General features: G+C 56.1%; 14 protein-coding genes. 11 read left to right on the forward strand and 3 right to left on the reverse strand.

From position 1 onward, the window contains the following. Nucleotides 1-6 precede the first annotated feature (6 nt). On the reverse strand, nucleotides 7-1,620 hold the full coding sequence (locus tag F556_RS0122195; RefSeq protein WP_020619197.1) for an extracellular solute-binding protein: 1,614 nt from the start codon (nucleotides 1,618-1,620) through the stop codon (nucleotides 7-9). A gap of 276 nt (nucleotides 1,621-1,896) precedes the next feature. On the opposite strand from F556_RS0122195, the gene F556_RS0122200 reads away from it, so the two are divergent. The 4 genes from F556_RS0122200 (at nucleotide 1,897) to F556_RS0122215 (ending at nucleotide 4,017) form a co-directional block, all read left to right on the forward strand. Next, complete coding sequence (locus F556_RS0122200; RefSeq protein ID WP_020619198.1) at nucleotides 1,897-2,328, forward strand: hypothetical protein; 432 nt, start codon at nucleotides 1,897-1,899, stop codon at nucleotides 2,326-2,328. Between the two features lie 27 nt (nucleotides 2,329-2,355). After that, nucleotides 2,356-2,787, forward strand: coding sequence for a hypothetical protein (locus F556_RS0122205; protein ID WP_020619199.1), 432 nt, complete (start codon nucleotides 2,356-2,358; stop codon nucleotides 2,785-2,787). Nucleotides 2,788-2,910: 123 nt separating this feature from the next. Beyond that, nucleotides 2,911-3,339 (forward strand): SRPBCC family protein, encoded by a 429-nt coding sequence (locus tag F556_RS0122210; RefSeq protein ID WP_020619200.1) that lies wholly within the window; start codon nucleotides 2,911-2,913, stop codon nucleotides 3,337-3,339. Nucleotides 3,340-3,531: 192 nt separating this feature from the next. Next, on the forward strand, nucleotides 3,532-4,017 hold the full coding sequence (locus F556_RS0122215) for a hypothetical protein (protein WP_020619201.1): 486 nt from the start codon (nucleotides 3,532-3,534) through the stop codon (nucleotides 4,015-4,017). A 115-nt stretch (nucleotides 4,018-4,132) separates the two neighbouring features. On the opposite strand, the gene F556_RS36515 is transcribed toward F556_RS0122215, so the two are convergent. Then, nucleotides 4,133-8,329, reverse strand: a complete 4,197-nt coding sequence (locus tag F556_RS36515; protein ID WP_020619202.1) for an endo-1,4-beta-xylanase — start codon at nucleotides 8,327-8,329, stop codon at nucleotides 4,133-4,135. 242 nt (nucleotides 8,330-8,571) lie between these two features. Here F556_RS36515 and F556_RS0122225 point away from each other — a divergent pair, with 242 nt between their 5' ends. The 5 genes from F556_RS0122225 to F556_RS0122245 all read left to right on the forward strand — a co-directional run bounded on the left by F556_RS0122225 (nucleotide 8,572) and on the right by F556_RS0122245 (nucleotide 13,839). Further along, complete coding sequence (locus F556_RS0122225; protein ID WP_020619203.1) at nucleotides 8,572-9,717, forward strand: sensor histidine kinase; 1,146 nt, start codon at nucleotides 8,572-8,574, stop codon at nucleotides 9,715-9,717. Next, entirely contained in the window at nucleotides 9,714-10,370 is a 657-nt protein-coding gene (locus tag F556_RS0122230; protein WP_020619204.1) for a response regulator, read from the forward strand. The genes F556_RS0122225 and F556_RS0122230 overlap by 4 nt, the downstream gene beginning before the upstream one ends. A 144-nt stretch (nucleotides 10,371-10,514) precedes the next feature. Continuing rightward, nucleotides 10,515-11,447 (forward strand): ABC transporter ATP-binding protein, encoded by a 933-nt coding sequence (locus tag F556_RS0122235; protein ID WP_020619205.1) that lies wholly within the window; start codon nucleotides 10,515-10,517, stop codon nucleotides 11,445-11,447. Between the two features lie 11 nt (nucleotides 11,448-11,458). After that, entirely contained in the window at nucleotides 11,459-12,751 is a 1,293-nt protein-coding gene (locus tag F556_RS0122240; RefSeq protein WP_020619206.1) for an ABC transporter permease, read from the forward strand. Further along, nucleotides 12,748-13,839, forward strand: coding sequence for an ABC transporter permease (locus tag F556_RS0122245; protein ID WP_020619207.1), 1,092 nt, complete (start codon nucleotides 12,748-12,750; stop codon nucleotides 13,837-13,839). Before F556_RS0122240 ends, F556_RS0122245 begins: the two co-directional genes overlap by 4 nt. Nucleotides 13,840-13,929: 90 nt before the next feature. On the opposite strand, the gene F556_RS34875 is transcribed toward F556_RS0122245, so the two are convergent. Beyond that, nucleotides 13,930-15,015 carry an AI-2E family transporter gene (locus F556_RS34875; RefSeq protein ID WP_020619208.1) on the reverse strand — a complete coding sequence of 362 codons (1,086 nt, stop codon included), beginning with the start codon at nucleotides 15,013-15,015 and terminating at the stop codon, nucleotides 13,930-13,932. 252 nt (nucleotides 15,016-15,267) lie between these two features. Here F556_RS34875 and F556_RS0122255 point away from each other — a divergent pair, with 252 nt between their 5' ends. Beyond that, nucleotides 15,268-16,338 carry a FecCD family ABC transporter permease gene (locus F556_RS0122255; RefSeq protein WP_020619209.1) on the forward strand — a complete coding sequence of 357 codons (1,071 nt, stop codon included), beginning with the start codon at nucleotides 15,268-15,270 and terminating at the stop codon, nucleotides 16,336-16,338. Next, nucleotides 16,338-17,366, forward strand: a complete 1,029-nt coding sequence (locus F556_RS0122260; protein ID WP_020619210.1) for a FecCD family ABC transporter permease — start codon at nucleotides 16,338-16,340, stop codon at nucleotides 17,364-17,366. Before F556_RS0122255 ends, F556_RS0122260 begins: the two co-directional genes overlap by 1 nt. The last annotated feature ends 254 nt before the right edge of the window (nucleotides 17,367-17,620 follow it).

Consider the following 17,620-nt stretch of genomic DNA (forward strand, 5'->3'; position numbering starts at 1 on the left):
AAGAGGTTATTCAGCTAAGACGTCGTTGACCTCTTTGGTCATTTGCTCGCCGCCCAGCGTATTCCACTCCTGCACCATCTTGTCGAAGCCGCTGTCCGCGTCAGCGCGTCCGAGGACGATGTCGGTCAGCGTCGTGAGGATCAATTCGTCCATCGAGCTGCCGCGCGCCACGGCTGTAGGGGTCGGTGCGCCCATATAGGCATCCCATACGACGCCGTCCGGGTAGGCCTGATCGACATAGGCAAAAGGTGTGTCTTCCGGTCCGAACATCATGGACATGGGCCAGCTGCCAGCCTCCATATTGGCGTAGAAACCGGCAGAGACGCCGGTCAACTGATCGGTCGTTCCATCCGCCATCGCTTGCTTGATCTCTTGATGCGCCCGCAGGTCCAGCATCGAGTCGAGCGTGTAGACAGGGCCGATCTGCCAGATGTAATCGACGCCGTCATCCGAATAGTACTTGTCGAACTCGGCGTTCTCGCCGAACAGCTTCTCTACGTACAGATTGAACATCCGAATGATATTTTCCGGATGCGGCGTTCCTTTCTTGACCGCAATAAAGCCATCATTGGCAATCTGCAGATTCGGAACGACGGTTTTTCCGCCCTCGCCGGGCAACGGCACGACGATCCAGCGGGCGTCGGAATTGTTCTGGATGGCTTTCTCGGCTGTGAAGGCGGACCAGTGAGGGCCGTAGAACAAGCCGGTCTTGCCAGCAGCTACCGCTTCCATCGCCTTGCCGTTGTCCTTGGAGCCGAATTCCTTGTCCAATAAGCCCTCTTGGAACATTTGCTGCAGCAGCTGAAGCGGCTTTTTCATCTCCGGTTGAACGACCCCGCTCACAGCACGGCCATCCTTCGCCACCCAGCCATCCGGATAAGCCCCGAAGGCCCAGAAGAACCCTTTGGCATTGTTGAGGAATCCGTTGTCCAGCTGCATGCCGAACGTGTCGTCTTGGCCATTCTGATCCGGGTCGTCAAACGTAAATGCCTTGGCGATGGCGTAGACATCCTCGATGGATTGCGGACGCTCAAGTCCTAAATTGTCCAGCCAGTCCTCGCGTACCCAGAGATGATTAAAGAAGTTAGTTGAAGGCATCTTCATTGGAATCGCATAGAGACCGCCCTTGTAGCTGACAGGCTCGAATACCCGCTCGCTCTCCATCTCGATCATCTGCTTCAGCAGTGGAGAGGCGTATTCATCGTAGACGGGACGCAGATCTTCCAGGGCGCCGGCCTCCATCAGCTGCCGCATATCCGATTTGTTCTGGACCTGGAAGACGTCGGGCAGGCCGCCCGAGGCCATCGCCAGCTTGAGCTTCTGATTGTAGGCGGTGCTGTCGGAGATCATGCTGTAGTTGATATTGACGTTCAATTCCTCTTGGAACATCCGCGTCCAGCGGTTATCCTCCAGCGTCTCGTTAAACTGGGTTTGCAGCTTGACGAAATGATCGGCATTGGAGTCGATGTTACGGCCAAACGTATAGGTGATGGCCTCTTCGCCGCCACCGCCTTCTTGGGTGCCGCCGCTGGTTGCTGGCGGCGATTCGTTGGAGATACAGCCTGCCAGCATACTGACGGCCATTGCGGTGATGCCGAGTTGGACCCATTTGTTGCGCATAGTAGCGCCCCCTTTGTCATGGTTAGAGCGTTAACCGAAACCGGACCTTCGAAGAACCGAGTTGGATAAAACGCTTTCACGAGGAATTGTAGCAAATAAACTGAAAATATACAATAAGAATTTTATTGGACTATAACTGGTATACCACAAATATATAATTTGGATAAGGATCTGGTGGACGCGTATTTCTATAAAATGTCACAGATGGCTTCCACAGTTTCCGTTTTATGGTACGATGTCTTTAATAGTAAAGGGTTTAAGAAGGGAGGAAGTGTTATGACCCTGGAAGTCAGAAATAGGGTAAGGCTCCTAGAAGTGTTTTGTTTTGGCCTATTAAGTATCGCATGTGCCGCCGATCTCTATATGCATCCGAGACTCTGGGCCTGGTTTTCATTAGCGTTTTTTGTGGGAATCTTTGTATATTATCTGATCGCATTATTTCGGAAGCCTCCAGCGGTTGTACTCCATGATGATTATCTGGAGTTGAACGGTAAGCGTTGGAGTGCAGAAGAGGTGGGGTCCATCTATATACGTGGGTATTTCACCACTTATATTGCCATCGTTCCTGAAGGTCGCCGATTAGCACCCATAGGCCATTGCTTCCGCCTGGGGACTCAGGATCTGCGAGATATGAAGGCGCTTAGGGTGTGGGCGGAGCGGAATGCAGTGAGGGTGGAAACCAAGAAACGGATTAAGACCTTGATCTAAGGATTGTATGGGACGAAGGGGGGACCTATGGAGAAAGCCCTAGGTTTTGAAGCAAAAAAGCTATCCGCCTGGCCGGAAGTGCTCTATCTCAGCTTGCTGTTATTTATGCTGGGGCGGCTTGTCTGGGGTGGAACGAGTGGGTGGTCAATGGTGGTAGCGGCTACTTTAATGGGATTCATCGCAGTTGTTTTAGCTGAGGCCATCCGGTATCTTCCTCAGCCGCGCAATCACCCTTTGATCATCCATGAGAAGTATATCATAGCGGGAGATATCATGTATTACCCGAATGAGATCGGACATATCGTCATCCGGGGGTATTTTCGGCCGCAATTGCGGATTAAGTCTCCTGGCCGCGAGAGGCTGCGGCGCAGAGAGTGGTTCCGGATAACGAAGGATGAGGATCAAGGCCTCCGTGAGCTCCGGGCATGGGCGAAGCGCCATGGGGTCAAGGTGGGGTAGACTCTCAGTTGGCCCCTGAGGTGCTTGTAGGCCAGGCACGTGGTGGTAACGATTAGCAATTCCGAAGAAGTCTCTGCCTGATTGGGGTGATACAATAGCCCTAGAACAGGGAGGAGATCCATAATGGCGAATATTGAGCATTTGCACGTGGTTAAAGCATCGGCTGAGGTCGTGTATGAGGCATTGACGACCGGAGAGGGATTGTCTGCGATATGGACGAATGAACTGACTGTCAGCCAGGTGATCGGTGATACCTTGACGTTTCAATTCGGTGCTGACGATTTGACCCAGATGCGACTTATCGAGCTTGTACCTCATCGTCGGATTGTGTGGGAGTGTACGGCATCCGACCCGGAGTGGGTAGGGACGACGATCCTCATCGAGCTGGAGGAGAAGAAGAGTGGCAAGACATGGGTTACCCTGGCTCAGCAGAACTGGCGCGAGGTCACGCCGTTCTTCCGGTTGTGCAACTACAACTGGGCTATATTCCTACACAGTTTGCAGCTGTACGTGGAGCAAGGAACGGGGATGAATTATCAGAGCCGGGTATGAGGGGCTCTTCCCTCATCACGCTCCCCTCATCATATGAGGCATCAGCTCTAGATTCGCTACATTACGGATACGCCGCATATTATCCGCTGTTGGAGATAGCGGAAAATATGCGCCATATGAGTAAGGCCGTGCTAACAAAGAAAAAGCTTAAATAATGGTAAAATGGAGCTAGCGAGAGAAAGGGGGATTGTGATGTCTGAGCCGTTAAGTAGCGTTGTGCAGGGAGAGGTAAAAGAGCGCCCGCTAAAGGCTCTTCCGATGGTGCGGGGTGCCAACCTGGTCAGCACTTTTGGGGGAATGCTATCCGCATCCGTCATCTACTTCAATCCTTACCTGCCAGTTGGCTGGTCCATTGCGTCCACTGTGATGCTCATGGTCCTGGTGGCTGCTTTCATCTATCACGCCTACCACCTAATCAAGGGAGCACCGCGCATCATCCTGAGCGAGGAGCATCTTGAAGTGAATGGACGCGTGTACTATCCCCATGATTTGGCGATGCTGCTGGTCCGCACGGGAAAGGCACCCGCCATCGGCATCGTACCGGTTGGCAGATCATTGGCCCCGATGGCTTACGCCGCTCGCCTGGACAAGGCAGGTTACGATGATATGAATCGGCTGGTCGCATGGGCCCGTCAGCGAGGCATCAAGGTGCGTCACAAGCGCATAATTACTTGGTAGAATACATAGCACACAAAAAGGCTGTCTTTCCCCTAGTACAAACTAGGAGGAAAGACAGCCTATTTTGCGCGAGGCGACGGTGGGCGAGGCCCGCCAGTCGCCTGCGCCACGTTAATTACTGCCAAGCATTATAGATGATGACCGCTGCTTGGGCGCGCGTGAGGGGCTGGCGTGGCTCGAGCTTGTTGTCGCCGACACCTTGGACGATGCCCGCAGCGACGAGCGCGGCTGTGCTTTCGCGAGCATAGCTGGCGACAGCGCTCTGGTCGACGAAGCGGTCGAGCGATCCGCCCGCAGGCAGCTCTCGGTCAGCAGCAGCCAGTGCCCGGTGGACGAGTGTCATTACATCCTGGCGACTGATGGCACGGGTGGGCTCGAAGCGATCGTCGCTCGTACCCTGCGCAATGCCCAGCTCGCGGGCAATGGCCAGTTCCTCGTAATAGTAAGCCGATGCATCAACGTCGTCAAACATGGTAACGGTATCCCCGGAGCCTTGCAGCTCCAATGCCCGTACCAGAAGCGCGATGAAATCCGCGCGGGTCACCTCGGCGTGGGGCTGGAAGCTGGTCTCCGATACGCCGCGAATCACGCCGCGCGCCGCCATCGCATGGATTGCGCCATGTGCCCATGGCACACGCTGCAGATCATTGAAGCTATGGGATGGATACGAGACCGCGAAGGTGCTGAAATGCGTCGTCCAGAACGACATGGCATTCGCCGCTGTATCCATACGGCTATTCATAATTGGTGTTGCGGACGAAGGTCCATCCACATGCCAGATGACCAGGCGATGCGGCTGCTGGCGCTCGGAAGCGCTGGCGGTGTACGGAAGGGTTACCTTCACCGGTGCATCCGGATCGCTCCAGGTGATCGCCTCGCCACCTGCGAGAATATCGAGCTCCAGAATTGGACGCGTGCCGATGGATTGCGCCAACGCCTCACTGAGCCCATCCGTAGAACCTGCAGCAAGTCGGATCGAGATCGTACCGACATTCAGTTCACCGATTCGGTTCAGCATGTGGCTTGGCAGCTCTGCCGTTCCCAGTGGAGTTGTCAGCACCAGGGTATGCGAGCCATCACCTTGCAGGCTGTCCAGCGGCAGCTCCAACTCATAACTACCGGAGCTCTGGGCAGCAGACAGGTCGATGACGATGCGTTTCTTCCCGTCGGTACCGACAGTCGACTGGTTCAGGGCCGCGTTAAGCTCAGCTGCTGTGACGACAGCTGTTGTGCGGCCGTTCTCAGTTTGCAGGGTCGGACGGATTGTGTTGGATGGAGCTGGCGTTTCCGGTTCTTCCGTGCCGCCTCCGCTTGGTGGAGGTGGAGTCCAAGAACCGCTCGAGCTGCTCTGCGTGGTTGCAGAGATGACTGCAGAAGGCTGAGATTGAGTCAGCTCCTTCCATGTGGTTACACGATAATAATACGTGGTCCCAGCTTGCAGTCCTGTATCCTGCCAGGATGTCCCCTCTACTAGCAGGGAGACGAGCGACCAAGGTCCACTGGCGCTGGAAGCACGTTCGATGAGATAGCCATTGGCTTCACTGACCGCGTTCCATCGCACGGTAATGGCTTGCTGGCTGTCCGCTGCGGCAGTGACTTGCTCAGGTGCTGCTGGAGCAACGGTCAACTCATCCACCAAGTGCAGCACGCCGTAACGAGAGGTATCCATATAGGATTGACCTGTAGGGTCAGACCAGATCGCGACACTGTCGCGTATACCGTCTCCATTCTGATCGTCGTTGACCTGCAGGTCGAATCCGAGCATATGCCCGGCACGTGCGTCAATCCGATCTAGCGCAATAGCCGCTTCTACGACATAGCCGATGACGTCGCCTTCCTCATCTTCAAGAATCGAGACGGCGGAGGTGTAATTATCCTGGGTGGCATGGCCGCCTACCGTTCGGACATTTTTGTAATTAATGCGATATTGTCCGTCATCGCCATCAAAAACCGACGTCTTGGCGTTGTTCTGATCGACGAAGATTTCGATAGAGTCCTGCTCCCATGGGTTGGTGCTGGCATCACTGAGCAGGTCGTCGTGAACGACGGCATATACATAGAGATGCTCATCATCCCACATCGTCTGGAACTCCGCAGTTGCGCCGGAGTTGCCCTGCACCCATACATTGGTTGTCAGGACGGGACCTGCCTCATCCCATTGTTCATCCCGCTCGCCATCAATGATTGGCGTACCTTTGACGGACTGAGCAACCTTGACCGCTTCGGCCAGCGTCAGTGTGCCGAAGCCCTGTTGGTCAGCATGCTGATTATTTCTTGGATCACTCCAGGAGACCACATTGCCGTTCTTGCCGTGCTCCGTGCCGTCATCAGCACCGGAATCGGTCACACGTACATCAAACCGGAGCTGTTGTCCAAGCGCCGCACTCGCAGGGAGTGGGATTGCGGCAGTCACGAGATAACCTTGGTCTGTCTCCGTACTGCTTGTACCATGCCGGTCAGCCTGGACGCGAATCGTCTGGTCGCCGTTAGCAAGGAACAACTCCACCTTGTCTCCTGGCTGATTGGAATTGTCCGTGACATTGACCTGGGCATACAGATGACCGCGGTCCCAGAGCAGCTTGAAGTCGGCATCCAGCGTACCGACTGCTTCGGTATGAAGCGGTGGCGTCGTTTGCCACACCAGCGATTGTGCACCAGCCGGCGTCCCCTGCACAACACGAGCTGTCAGCGGGGAGAGCGGCAGCTTGCTGGCATCTACCATGCCCCAATAAGCCGGTTTTGCCTGGTAGGACTTGTCGAAGGGGAACGGTGCATCCTGGCGTGTAATTGGACGATTGTGCAGCCACGTATGGTCATCGGCGATGCCCCACAGCGTGACATTGCTGATCCAGCCGCCAGCTGCGCCATTCTCTTTGCCAAGGTCATCGAGCCGTTTCAATTCGTCGAATAGTTCCTTGTACCGGTAGCCCTGCATGACGATCAGCTCATCCGGCACATCTTGGTAAGCGTCTGTACTATTCGTATAGACAGAGACGTCCAGCTCGGTAATCTGGTTATCGAAGCCGGCTTCACCGAACATCCGGATCGAGTCCGAAATCTGTGCAATGGATGGACCCGTGATGTTAATGTGCGTCTGGTGGCCGACGCCGTCAATCGGGATGCCTTCGGCCCTGAGGTCTGTCACCAGGTCAAAGAGGAAATCCCGCTTGCGCGGATTGTGCGTGCCGTAATCATTGATATACAGCATCGCATCGTCGCCTGCAACCTCGCGGGTGACCTTGAAGGCGGTACGAATGAAATCCAGTCCCGTCAAGCGGTACCAGCCGCTGTTGCGCATGCCGTCCGGACGGCCCTCGTCAATGACTTCGTTAACGACATCCCAGTCGCGGATATCATCCTTGTAACGACCAACGACCTCGCGCAGATAGGCTTCCAGCCGATCCAGGACGAGCTGTTTATTCTCCGGCGTCGGCGCCAGCTCATTGCCCTCGCTGTCCTCGAGAATCCAGTCATTGCCCTGACTGTGCCAGACCAGCGTGTGGAAACGCAGGTTCAGATTGTTAGCCTTCGCATAGTCCCGCAGTGTATCCCCGGCCGCCCAGTTATAGACGTTCTCACGAGGATTAATAGAGCCTGGCTTCATTACATTCTCAGCAACAACAGAATTGTAATGGTAATCGAGCATTTGATGATGGATGCCGGAGAGATGGATGTTCTCTACCGCGGCACCGATCTCGAAGTAGTCTTCATAGACCTCCGCCAAGCTCGGGATATCCGTCTGAATACTGCCCCGCGATCGGACGGTTACGTCATCCACGTAGAGCACATCACCGACATTGGAGGATTCAATGTAGAGGGAGAGAACATCCATCGGCGCGTCATAGCTGAAGGAACCGCTCAGCTCAATCCAGTCCGTGCTCCGCGTGCTTGTAGAGGTCAACTGCGTATAGAACGTATCCTCTGATCCCGCTGCTCTGTTTTCCATTGAGAGACGAATCGTGCTATCTGCCGCTGGCGCTTCAGCCAGCTTCACATGGGCCGAGATCCGGTACGTCGTTCCTGGCTCCAACAGAGGTTTCACATTGAGGCTAGGCCCGTTCCAGTTCTGAGTACGGTTCCAGGCCTTGATGCTGCCAACGCCGGAGCGGGCCGCTTCCTCGGTGTAATCAATGGATTCGTCCCCGCGCGGTCCCCAGCCCATGGTGGTACCATCTTCAAAATCATGCTCGATCAGAATATCGCCTGCCTCGGCAGCAGACAGGCTGCCAGTTCCTGCTGCCAAGAAGCCGGGCGGCAGCAGTAAAGCCACGGTCAGCACAAGGGCCAGCCATGATGAGAAAGTGTTGCGCATGTAGTAAATCCCCTCCATCCCAGAATTTATAAAGCGCTTGCAACAGGGAGTAAGGAACTCCCGTTATTTATGTTAGCTGGATTGGCAGCTGGAAGAAACTAGACAAACTATAGGTTTTTGCGTGGAATGTACACCTATCGTTTGAGGGGTAACGGAAGCGGAGCAGGCGATGGCATTCCCTTTTTGCCGAGCCTTCGTTAGAATAAATAGAAATGACAAGGGGCGGGAGGAAAGACATTCGAATGAGATCCTACTGGACTTGGCTGATCGTGCTGTTAGGGATTTGGATGGCGGCTCTGCTGGACATCGGTCTGCAGCGCATTCAGCCGTATCAGTGGCTCGGATGCGCACTGTTTCTGGGGCTGTTCTTCGTCGCACCATTAGCGAGAACACGACCGGTACTGCTCACGTTATTGCTGTCGGCAGCTGGTGGTGCAGCTGCGATGGTGTTCTGGCCCTGGACGGGCGAGATGGCGGACGGCGGCATCTATGCACTGCTGTGTTATGGTTTTCTATATGGCAAAGCGGCGCTGCGGCTACCCGCCCCGCACATGGTCGCGGTAGGGGGGCTGCTGTTGATATTGACGCTGCTCCCGAACTGGACAGGTACACTGGCAGTGCCTGTCGCCTATGTGGTCTTGCTGGCTGCAATGGCCGGTCTGATCTCCTGGTCCTACCGCGTCATGCGCGAGGATCTGTCCCATAGCCAGGAGCTGCAAGAGGCCTTGCTCAGCGAGTACAGGCGGCTCAAGCGGCACGGCGTCGAGGGCGAGGAGGCCGTGCGTGAGCAGGAGCGTACGCGCATCGCTCGGGATCTGCATGACTCCATGGGGCATAAGCTAACTGCATTGTCGATGCAGCTGGAAGTGCTGCGGATGCGCAACCCCGATTCGGAGCTGGCCGGGCAGCTGGCGCAGCTCAAGACGCTGTCCCAGGAGAGCCTGGCTGAGACACGTGCCGCCGTCAGCGCGTTGCATCAGGAGGAGCGCGGCGGGCTGCGCGCAATCCTGGAGCTGATTCGCAGATTGGAGGCGGAGAGCTTCGTCCGCATCAGCTTCACACTGGGCGAAGGGGTACTGTCGGCACGTCTGGGCAACGAGGCGGCCGTCGCTGTTTTTCGGTCCGTACAGGAGGCGCTCACCAATGCGATGCGTCACGGCAGCAGTCGCCAGATCGAGGTGAGCTTCGAGGTGCCGGGCGATACGGTGCTGCGCTTCGAGGTAGCCAATCAGTATGCCTCAGAGCAAGACGGATATCGTGAAGGATTTGGGTTGCGCGCGATGCGCGAGCGGATCGAGGGATTGGGAGGTCAGCTCCAAATTTTGCAGGGCACCGGCCAATTTGAACTGCGGGGCATCATTCCACTGGGGGAGGAGCACGAACGATGATACGGATTCTGCTGGCCGAGGATCAGGCGATGGTTCGGCAAGGACTTAAGATGATGATGGAATCCGATCCGGAGATCCGGGTGACAGGCGAAGCCCGGAACGGCAGGGAAGCCGTGCGGTTATGCGAATCCCATTACTTTGATCTGGCGGTGCTGGATATCCGGATGCCGGAGATGGACGGCCTGAGCGCCGCCGCAGTCATGCGGGAGCGCTGGCCAGACCTGAAGCTCCTCATTCTGACGACATTCAATGACGATGAGTATGCACTCCAGGCACTCAAGCTTGGTGCCAGTGGGTATATGCTCAAGGACGCCGATCCTGCCCAACTCTTACAGGCGATCCGCAGCGTGCTCGCAGGCGGACTGTCATTGGGCGACCAGGTGGCAGCGAAGGTGATGCCAAGGCTGCTGGGGCAGGAATCCGCCACCACGCCGCGTGTGCCCGAGGAAGGGCTTGCGGACGTGACGCTGACCCCCCGCGAGCTGGACGTGATCCGCTTCGTCGGCATGGGCCGGAGCAACCGCGAGATTGCTGCCGAGCTCTCCTTGTCCCAGGGAACGGTGAAAAATCATATCAGCCAGGCGCTGGATAAGCTGGAGCTGCGTGACCGGACACAGCTGGCGATCTATGCGCTCCGCCACGATCTTGTCTGAGGCGGTACCATGACGGAGGTCATGGATGGTGTGCAAAGTAATGACCGAAGACAGTGGGAGCACTGTCTTTTTTCTATATAATGAGAATCATCGAACGAGGCTGGAGTAGCCACAGGAGCTAACGGCAGAGAGGCAGGGAACGGTATGCTGGAGACATCCATGCTGGAGAAGCGTTACAAGGACAAAACCGTCGTCAAAGACGTGAATCTGTATCTGGACAAAGGCGAATCGGTTGGGCTGCTGGGACCTAACGGCGCAGGCAAGTCGACCACGATTTCAATCATCGCCTCATTACTGGCCCCCACGTCCGGCGATGTCTTGCTGCACGGCAAGAGTGTCGTCAAGCACCCGGCGGCGATTCGCAAGGTGCTCGGTGTGGTGCCCCAAGAAATCGCTCTATATGAGGAGCTGAGCGCCTATGAGAATTTGAAGTTTTTTGGCCGGATCTACAATCTGTCGGGCAGTGGACTGGAGCGCAAAATTCAGGAGACGCTGGAGATGATCGGTTTGCGGGAGCGGCAGAAGGAGGCGCTGAAGACCTACTCCGGCGGCATGAAGCGGCGGGTCAATATTGCGGCAGCACTCCTGCATGATCCGCAACTGGTCATTATGGATGAGCCAACGGTGGGCATTGATCCGCAGTCCCGCAATCATATTCTGGAGACAGTGCGGCTCTTGAATCGGGAAAAGGGGATGACCGTACTCTATACGAGTCACTACATGGAGGAAGTCGAGCAGCTGTGCAACCGCATGTACATTATGGATCACGGGCGCATCATCGCCGCAGGCACCAAGCAAGAACTGCAGCGGATTCTCACGAGCGATGATGTGATGCAGATCCAGCTCGACAAGCCGGGCGGGCGATTGGCGGAGGAGTTAAGACAGCTGAGCCACGTGCGGCAGGTCAAGGAGACAGAGAGTGGATTGACGGTCATCTTCTCCAAGCAAAGCCGGCTGCTGACGGAGGTTGTGCAAGCGGCTGAGCGCTTGCAGATTCAAGTCGTGAGCGTACATGTACAGACGCCAAGCCTGGAGGATGTGTTTCTGCATCTGACAGGCCGGACATTGAGGGATTAGGGGGGAGCGGGATGTTTTTCAAAAAGGATCTGCTGCTCTTCCTCAAGGATTGGAAAGGGATCGCCGTGGTGTTGATCTCGCCGATGGTTCTTATCCTGATTCTGGGCTTCTCGATCCGTGGGGTTACTGCGGAAAATCCGGACGCGCTCCGGGTAGAGGCGGCGCTGGTCATGGAAGGGGATACCGCCGGGGAAATTACGGCATTTAAGGATACGCTGCCCTCGCGCGGATTGGACGACGAAGCACAGGCTGAGCTTGCGGCCTCTGCGGAAACGTTGGCGCCCAGCCGGCTGCTACTAAATATGCTGGACTATGAGGATGTGCAATCCTGGGTCCAGATGCACCACATGGATGCTGCTCAGGCCATGGAGGCTCTGGAGGCGTTGGAAATCGATGCGATCCTGACGGTGCCAGCTGGCTTCGATACAAAGGGGTTGTCCCGTATGCTGCTGAGCGAGGGAGATCCGGTGACCCTGCAGGTGACCGCTGGCGGCAGCTCAACACTGCAGGTTCAACTCTTTGAGGGCATTATCGAGTCCTTCACTCGGTCACTTAGCTTTCAGACGGCGGTACACCAGCAGCTCTCCGAACGGGGCGCTTCCGAGGAGGCGATTGCTGCCTCTAGCTGGCAAGCCGTTGAGCTGCCGGAGGGCGGGCTGGATCCCGATACTGGCATGGCGCCGGTCACAAGCTTCCAGTATTACACCTTCTCGATGACGGTGCTGTTCGTGTTGTTCATCGCCAGCAATTCAGCGGGCAAGGCCTACCAGGAGAAGCGGCAATACGTGTACAACCGCATCATACTGGCTGATCGGTCCCCGCTCCGCTATCTGACAGCCAAAACGACCAGCACGGCGCTGATTGCCTGGCTGCAGCTGATGCTGGTATTTGTGGTTTCGCAGCTCATACTGGATGTGTTTCCAGGAGCCAGCATGCAGTTGTGGCTTGGACTCGGCCTGATTTCGGCGGGATTGGCTTGGTTTGTGGGCGGGCTGTGCGCGCTGTTCACTGCGCTGAACTTCCGCTTCGACGGACCGGCCGCGGGACTGTTATTCGCGGGTGTCGGTGTGACCATCATGGCAGTGCTCGGCGGCAGTATGGGGCCGCTCGCCACCATGCCGGACTGGATCAACCGGCTGGGCATCTGGACACCCAACGGCTTGTCCTTATCCACCTATGTACAATGGATTCAGGAGCAAGCGCCAGGCGCGCTGCTGCAACCCATCGGCTACTTGGTCATGGGAGGTATGATTCTGGTGGCCGCGGGCTGCTGGACGTTCCCGGGAAGGAGGAGGGTGTCATGAGGGCTATCCTGCATAACTTATGGCGGCGGGAGAATTACCTCTTTCTGATTTTCATCGGTCTGGGGATTATGCTGACACTGGTTTTCGCCTCCAATCTGGGAGGGACGACTTCTATTCCAGCTTATGTGGACGGCTCGGTCAACGAGGCTGAACGTGAGCAGTGGATGGCGGTCTTGAACCAGGGCGAGGAGTTTCGTTTTTTGCTCGTGTCAGAGGCTCAGGCGAGGGCTGACATCCGCGAAGGACGCGCAGAGGTAGCGGTCCGGCTGTCGGAAGCGGGCGAGTATCGTCTCTCAGCGGCTGCAGAGCATGCGAGCGTCATGCTCGTCGACCGGTACGTGCAGCAGCAGTTGAATGAGCACCGACAGCTTGAGGCTGCGGGCGAGCTGGTGAATGATGTGGACGCGCTGCAGGCCGGTGTGCGGCAGGCGCTGGAGGCACCAGTACTGACAATGGAGCGGCTGACCCTAGCCGGTGAGCCCCGGGTCAAGAACACGATGCAGATTCAATTGCTCTTCGCATTTACCTTATTCTTCTCGATTCTGACGATTGCCCTGAAGGTCAATGTGATGCTGGAGGATCGCAACGCCGGCGTCTGGAACCGGATGATACTCTCGCGGGTGAGCAAATCCCAGATGTACCTCGGTTATCTGATCTACAGCTTTGTGATCGGGGTGGTGCAGATTATGCTGATGCTGCTGGTCATGCAGTTCGGTTTTGGCATGGATATTGGCTACCGCTATCACTTGATCCTGCTGATTGTTGCGATGTTTGTGCTGTCGATCGTGTCGCTGGCGATGCTGCTTGTTGGGACAATCCGCAGCGCGGAGACCAACGGCTCGGTCATCTCCATGCTGGCTCCTGCAATGCCGCTGCTGAGCGGGGCGTATTTTCCCATTAGCGGGCCGTTTATGACAGCCGTTGCCGAGCTCATGCCATTGACACATGCACTCCATGCGCTCAAGGGCATCGTTCTGTTCGACTATGGCTGGACGGATCTGGCTGCCCCGTCTGCCAAACTGGTCATCATGATTGTTCTCTTCATGGGGATTGGCATCAACCTAATCGAGCGACGACGGCTGGCTTGATGGGCGGACCATAGGGCTATACTCTGAGAGTAATAGAGGGGCGGAGCGTATGCTTGGTGCATACACTCCGCCCCTCTCTGTTCGCCAGGATTAAGGCATTCCGTCCGGTTGTCGGTGATCGGTAATGTAGAGACTATAGACATGCTGCACGGTGATCTTGATAATCATGTAGACCGGGATCGCCAGGATGAGGCCGATGAATCCGGCGAGCTCCGCTCCAGCCAGAATCAGGATGACCGTCATGAGCGGATGGATATCCATGCTTTTGCCGTAGACGTAGGGGGCGAGCAGCACCTCCTCGATCTGCTGGGCAACGATTATGATAAGCACGGCCCAGAGTGCCATCCACGGCGAGACTGTCAGGCCCACGATGATGACAGGAATGGTGCCGACAATCGGCCCGATGTACGGGATGAAATTCAGCAGCGTAGCAATGAGCGCGAGCAGCAGACCATAGGGCAGCTGAATGCCGATAAAGCCGACGAAGATGAGCAGGCCCATCAGCAGTGTGGCAATGACACGTCCCTTGATAAACCCGCTCAGCGCCGCATCGATTTCGCTCATCATGGTCAGCGAGTCGGCACGGTACCGTTGTGGCACCACGCGTGTGATGCGCTTGGGGAACCGGTCGGTCTGCTTGAGCATGAAGAACAGCAGAATCGGAATGATGGAGATCGCAATAACGACATCCATCGCCCAATCAATAATGGTGCCCGCATAATCAGTGACGGCGGTGAAGCTGTTGCTAATGGTTTCCGAGATTCGATTGAGCAAGGAGGTATTCTCCGGCAGCATCGAACTGACGAAGCCGTTGCCGCGCAGTGATTCATATTGCTCCTCCATCGTATCCACAATCTCAGGGAGACTCTCCATGAAGGTCGTGGTCTGCTTCACCAGCGTCGGCCAGATGAGCACCCAGAAGCCGCCAACCACAGCAACGAGCAGAACCAGCACGAGCAGCACTGCCAAGGTACGGGGGACCTTCCAATTGACGAACAGCTCAACGATCGGTCGCAGCAGGTAGTATAGGAAGCCGCAGAGCATGACCGGTACGATCAGCAAATGAACAGCTACGGCGATCGGCGCAAAGATGAAATCAACGAGCGACGCCATAAAAATAATAGATAGCCAAATGAGAATCGCCAGGCTGATTCGAAAAAAACGATTGCTGAGCATAGGTCTCCTCCTTAAAGTTTTCCGAAGGAAAACTCACTTCGGAAGCATTCGCTTAAGTTTTCCGAAGGAAAACTCACTTCGGAAGCATAAGCTTTTCAGCCACAGATTCTGTGGTTGTGTATACATTGGTGTTTGTTATTACCCGCTTTTTGCAAATGTCCACAAAAAATTCTTTTCATTATCCATGGCGTGTCCACGTGGTTTCCGCTATAATGATAATGATATTCACTCTCACGGAGGCAAGGACAACTTATGGCGGGATTTAATCAATCGACGAATGACGGCTCGGGACCGTCAAAGGAAACGGCTCATCCTCCCAAATTGCACACCCGGCCGGTTACGGGGATGATCGTCCTGGTTGGCGGCCTCTTTGCGCTGCTGCTGGGCATGGGCGTATCGATCGCTTTCGGTGCAAAAGAAATCGATTTGGCCACTGTATGGCAATCGATCTTCAGCTTCGATAGTAGTCTGACCGAGCACCTGGTCATTATGGAGCTCCGGCTGCCACGGGTGCTGGGCGGTGTCATGGTCGGCGCGAGCTTTGCAGTTGCCGGAGCGATCATGCAGGGGATGACTCGCAACCCGCTGGCCGATTCCGGCTTGCTAGGTTTGAATGCGGGAGCCGCCTTTATGATGGCGCTGTGTTTTGCCTTTATGCCAGGCATGCCTTTCTTGTTTCTCATTATGTATGCGTTCCTTGGAGCTGCGTTGGGTGCGGGCATCGTCTTCGGCATTGGCTCGCTTGCCCGCGGCGGATTGACGCCGGTGCGCCTGGTGCTGGCCGGTGCGGCAGTCTCGGCGCTGCTCGCAGCGCTTACGGATGGCATCTCGCTGTACTTCCAGATCGGTCAGGATCTGGCGTATTTCTATGCAGGGGGACTCTCGGGAACCAAATGGCTGCATCTCAAAATCATGATTCCCTGGGCGCTGGCAGCTATCGTAGCGGCTCTAATCATGTCCCGGTCTTTGACGCTGCTCAGCCTGGGCGATGAAGTGGCCTCCGGACTGGGTCAGCGGACAGGGGTAACCAAGATCGTATGCAGCATCATTGTATTGATCCTGGCCGGATCCTCGGTCGCCGTCGTGGGCGCTGTCGGATTCGTCGGGCTGATTATTCCCCATCTCGCCCGTTATCTGGTCGGGGTAGATTACCGCTGGATTATTCCATGCTCAGCGGTGCTTGGCGGCTTGCTGGTCGTCCTGTCGGACTTGGCGGCTCGTATTATCAATCCGCCATACGAGATGCCGATCGGCGCCATAATCGCTGTGCTCGGTGTACCGTTCTTCCTCTACCTTGCTCGCAGGGAAAGGAGGGAGCTGTAATGAAGCTGCATGGTTCACTGGGTGAGCAGGAGCGTACCGCCCGCGGGATCCGCGTGCTGACGATTCTCGGTCTATTAATCATTGTTGTCTTTATTATCTGTATGAATACCGGCTACAGTAAGCTGACGCCGTTCGATGTCCTTAAGACATTGGTTGGCCTGGGTACGCCTAAGCAGGAGCTGATTCTGTTTGATTTTCGTCTGCCCCGCATCGTGATCGCTATGCTGGTCGGCGCTGGTCTGGCGGTATCGGGCTGTATTATGCAAGGGGTCTCGCGCAACGCGCTGGCTGACCCCGGTATCCTCGGTATTAATGCGGGTGCGGGTCTGGTGGTCATGCTTGTCGTGGCTTTCTACCCGTCGACATCGGCTGCACCGGTCTTCATGCTGCCCGTGCTGGCACTGATTGGCGCATCACTGACCGCCATGCTCATCTACGGACTGGCTTACAGCCGGACGGAGGGGCTATCGCCCACCCGGCTGTTGCTGACGGGGATCGGGGTGGCTGCTGGTATCAGCGCGGTGATGATCATCTTGACGCTGCGGATCAGTCCGGAGAAGTACCAATTCGTTGCGACATGGCTCGCTGGCTCCATCTGGGGCTCCAACTGGAAGTTTGTCCTCGCGCTTCTGCCGTGGATTGTCGTTTTGTTGCCTTATGTATTCACCAAGGCTCGAGTGCTTAACGTGCTTAATCTTGGCGAGCAGACGGCCAGCGGTCTGGGAGCCCCGGTGGAGCGTGAGCGTTTGAAGCTGCTGGCTGCGGCAGTCGGTCTGGCGGCATCTTGTGTTGCCGTGAGCGGAGCGATCGGTTTTGTGGGCCTGATCGGCCCCCATCTGGCGAGACGGCTGGTCGGGCCCAAGCACCAATTCCTGCTGCCGGGAGCTGCGCTGACGGGTGCGCTTCTCATGCTGGTAGCCGAAGTAACGAGCCGGATGATTCTGCAGCCGCAGGAAATCCCGGTTGGCGTCGTGGTAGCGGTCATTGGCGCGCCCTATTTTCTTTACTTGCTTTCAAGAAGCAAATAAGACCAATACGCTGCTTTTGCGGGCGGGTGGGATAGCTAAGGCTGCTTCACCCGCCCGGTTATCGTTGTAGATATTGTGACAAAAATGGATTCATACTTGACAATTCCTGCTGAGAACGATTATCATAATCTATGTTAGTGATAATCATTATCACGTGTGACATGAGAAGTTAACTTGGTCTGCTTCATCCTGCAAGGGATACAATGAGCAGCTTTCATACATAATCGATGGATGCTGACGATTAGAGGAGTGTG

The sequence above is a fragment of the Paenibacillus daejeonensis DSM 15491 genome, assembly GCF_000378385.1.
Taxonomy (GTDB): Bacteria; Bacillota; Bacilli; order Paenibacillales; family Paenibacillaceae; genus Paenibacillus_D; species Paenibacillus_D daejeonensis.

Bases quoted from the DNA above. Each gene is read 5' to 3' on its own strand.
- F556_RS0122200 (WP_020619198.1), top strand. From the start codon at position 1,897: ATGACCCTGGAAGTCAGAAATAGGGTAAGGCTCCTAGAAGTGTTTTGT.
- F556_RS0122240 (WP_020619206.1), top strand. From the start codon at position 11,459: ATGTTTTTCAAAAAGGATCTGCTGCTCTTCCTCAAGGATTGGAAAGGG.
- F556_RS34875 (WP_020619208.1), bottom strand. From the start codon at position 15,015: ATGCTCAGCAATCGTTTTTTTCGAATCAGCCTGGCGATTCTCATTTGG.
- F556_RS0122225 (WP_020619203.1), top strand. From the start codon at position 8,572: ATGAGATCCTACTGGACTTGGCTGATCGTGCTGTTAGGGATTTGGATG.
- F556_RS0122235 (WP_020619205.1), top strand. From the start codon at position 10,515: ATGCTGGAGACATCCATGCTGGAGAAGCGTTACAAGGACAAAACCGTC.
- F556_RS0122260 (WP_020619210.1), top strand. From the start codon at position 16,338: ATGAAGCTGCATGGTTCACTGGGTGAGCAGGAGCGTACCGCCCGCGGG.
- F556_RS0122255 (WP_020619209.1), top strand. From the start codon at position 15,268: ATGGCGGGATTTAATCAATCGACGAATGACGGCTCGGGACCGTCAAAG.
- F556_RS0122195 (WP_020619197.1), bottom strand. From the start codon at position 1,620: ATGCGCAACAAATGGGTCCAACTCGGCATCACCGCAATGGCCGTCAGT.
- F556_RS0122245 (WP_020619207.1), top strand. From the start codon at position 12,748: ATGAGGGCTATCCTGCATAACTTATGGCGGCGGGAGAATTACCTCTTT.
- F556_RS0122230 (WP_020619204.1), top strand. From the start codon at position 9,714: ATGATACGGATTCTGCTGGCCGAGGATCAGGCGATGGTTCGGCAAGGA.
- F556_RS0122210 (WP_020619200.1), top strand. From the start codon at position 2,911: ATGGCGAATATTGAGCATTTGCACGTGGTTAAAGCATCGGCTGAGGTC.
- F556_RS0122205 (WP_020619199.1), top strand. From the start codon at position 2,356: ATGGAGAAAGCCCTAGGTTTTGAAGCAAAAAAGCTATCCGCCTGGCCG.
- F556_RS36515 (WP_020619202.1), bottom strand. From the start codon at position 8,329: ATGCGCAACACTTTCTCATCATGGCTGGCCCTTGTGCTGACCGTGGCT.
- F556_RS0122215 (WP_020619201.1), top strand. From the start codon at position 3,532: ATGTCTGAGCCGTTAAGTAGCGTTGTGCAGGGAGAGGTAAAAGAGCGC.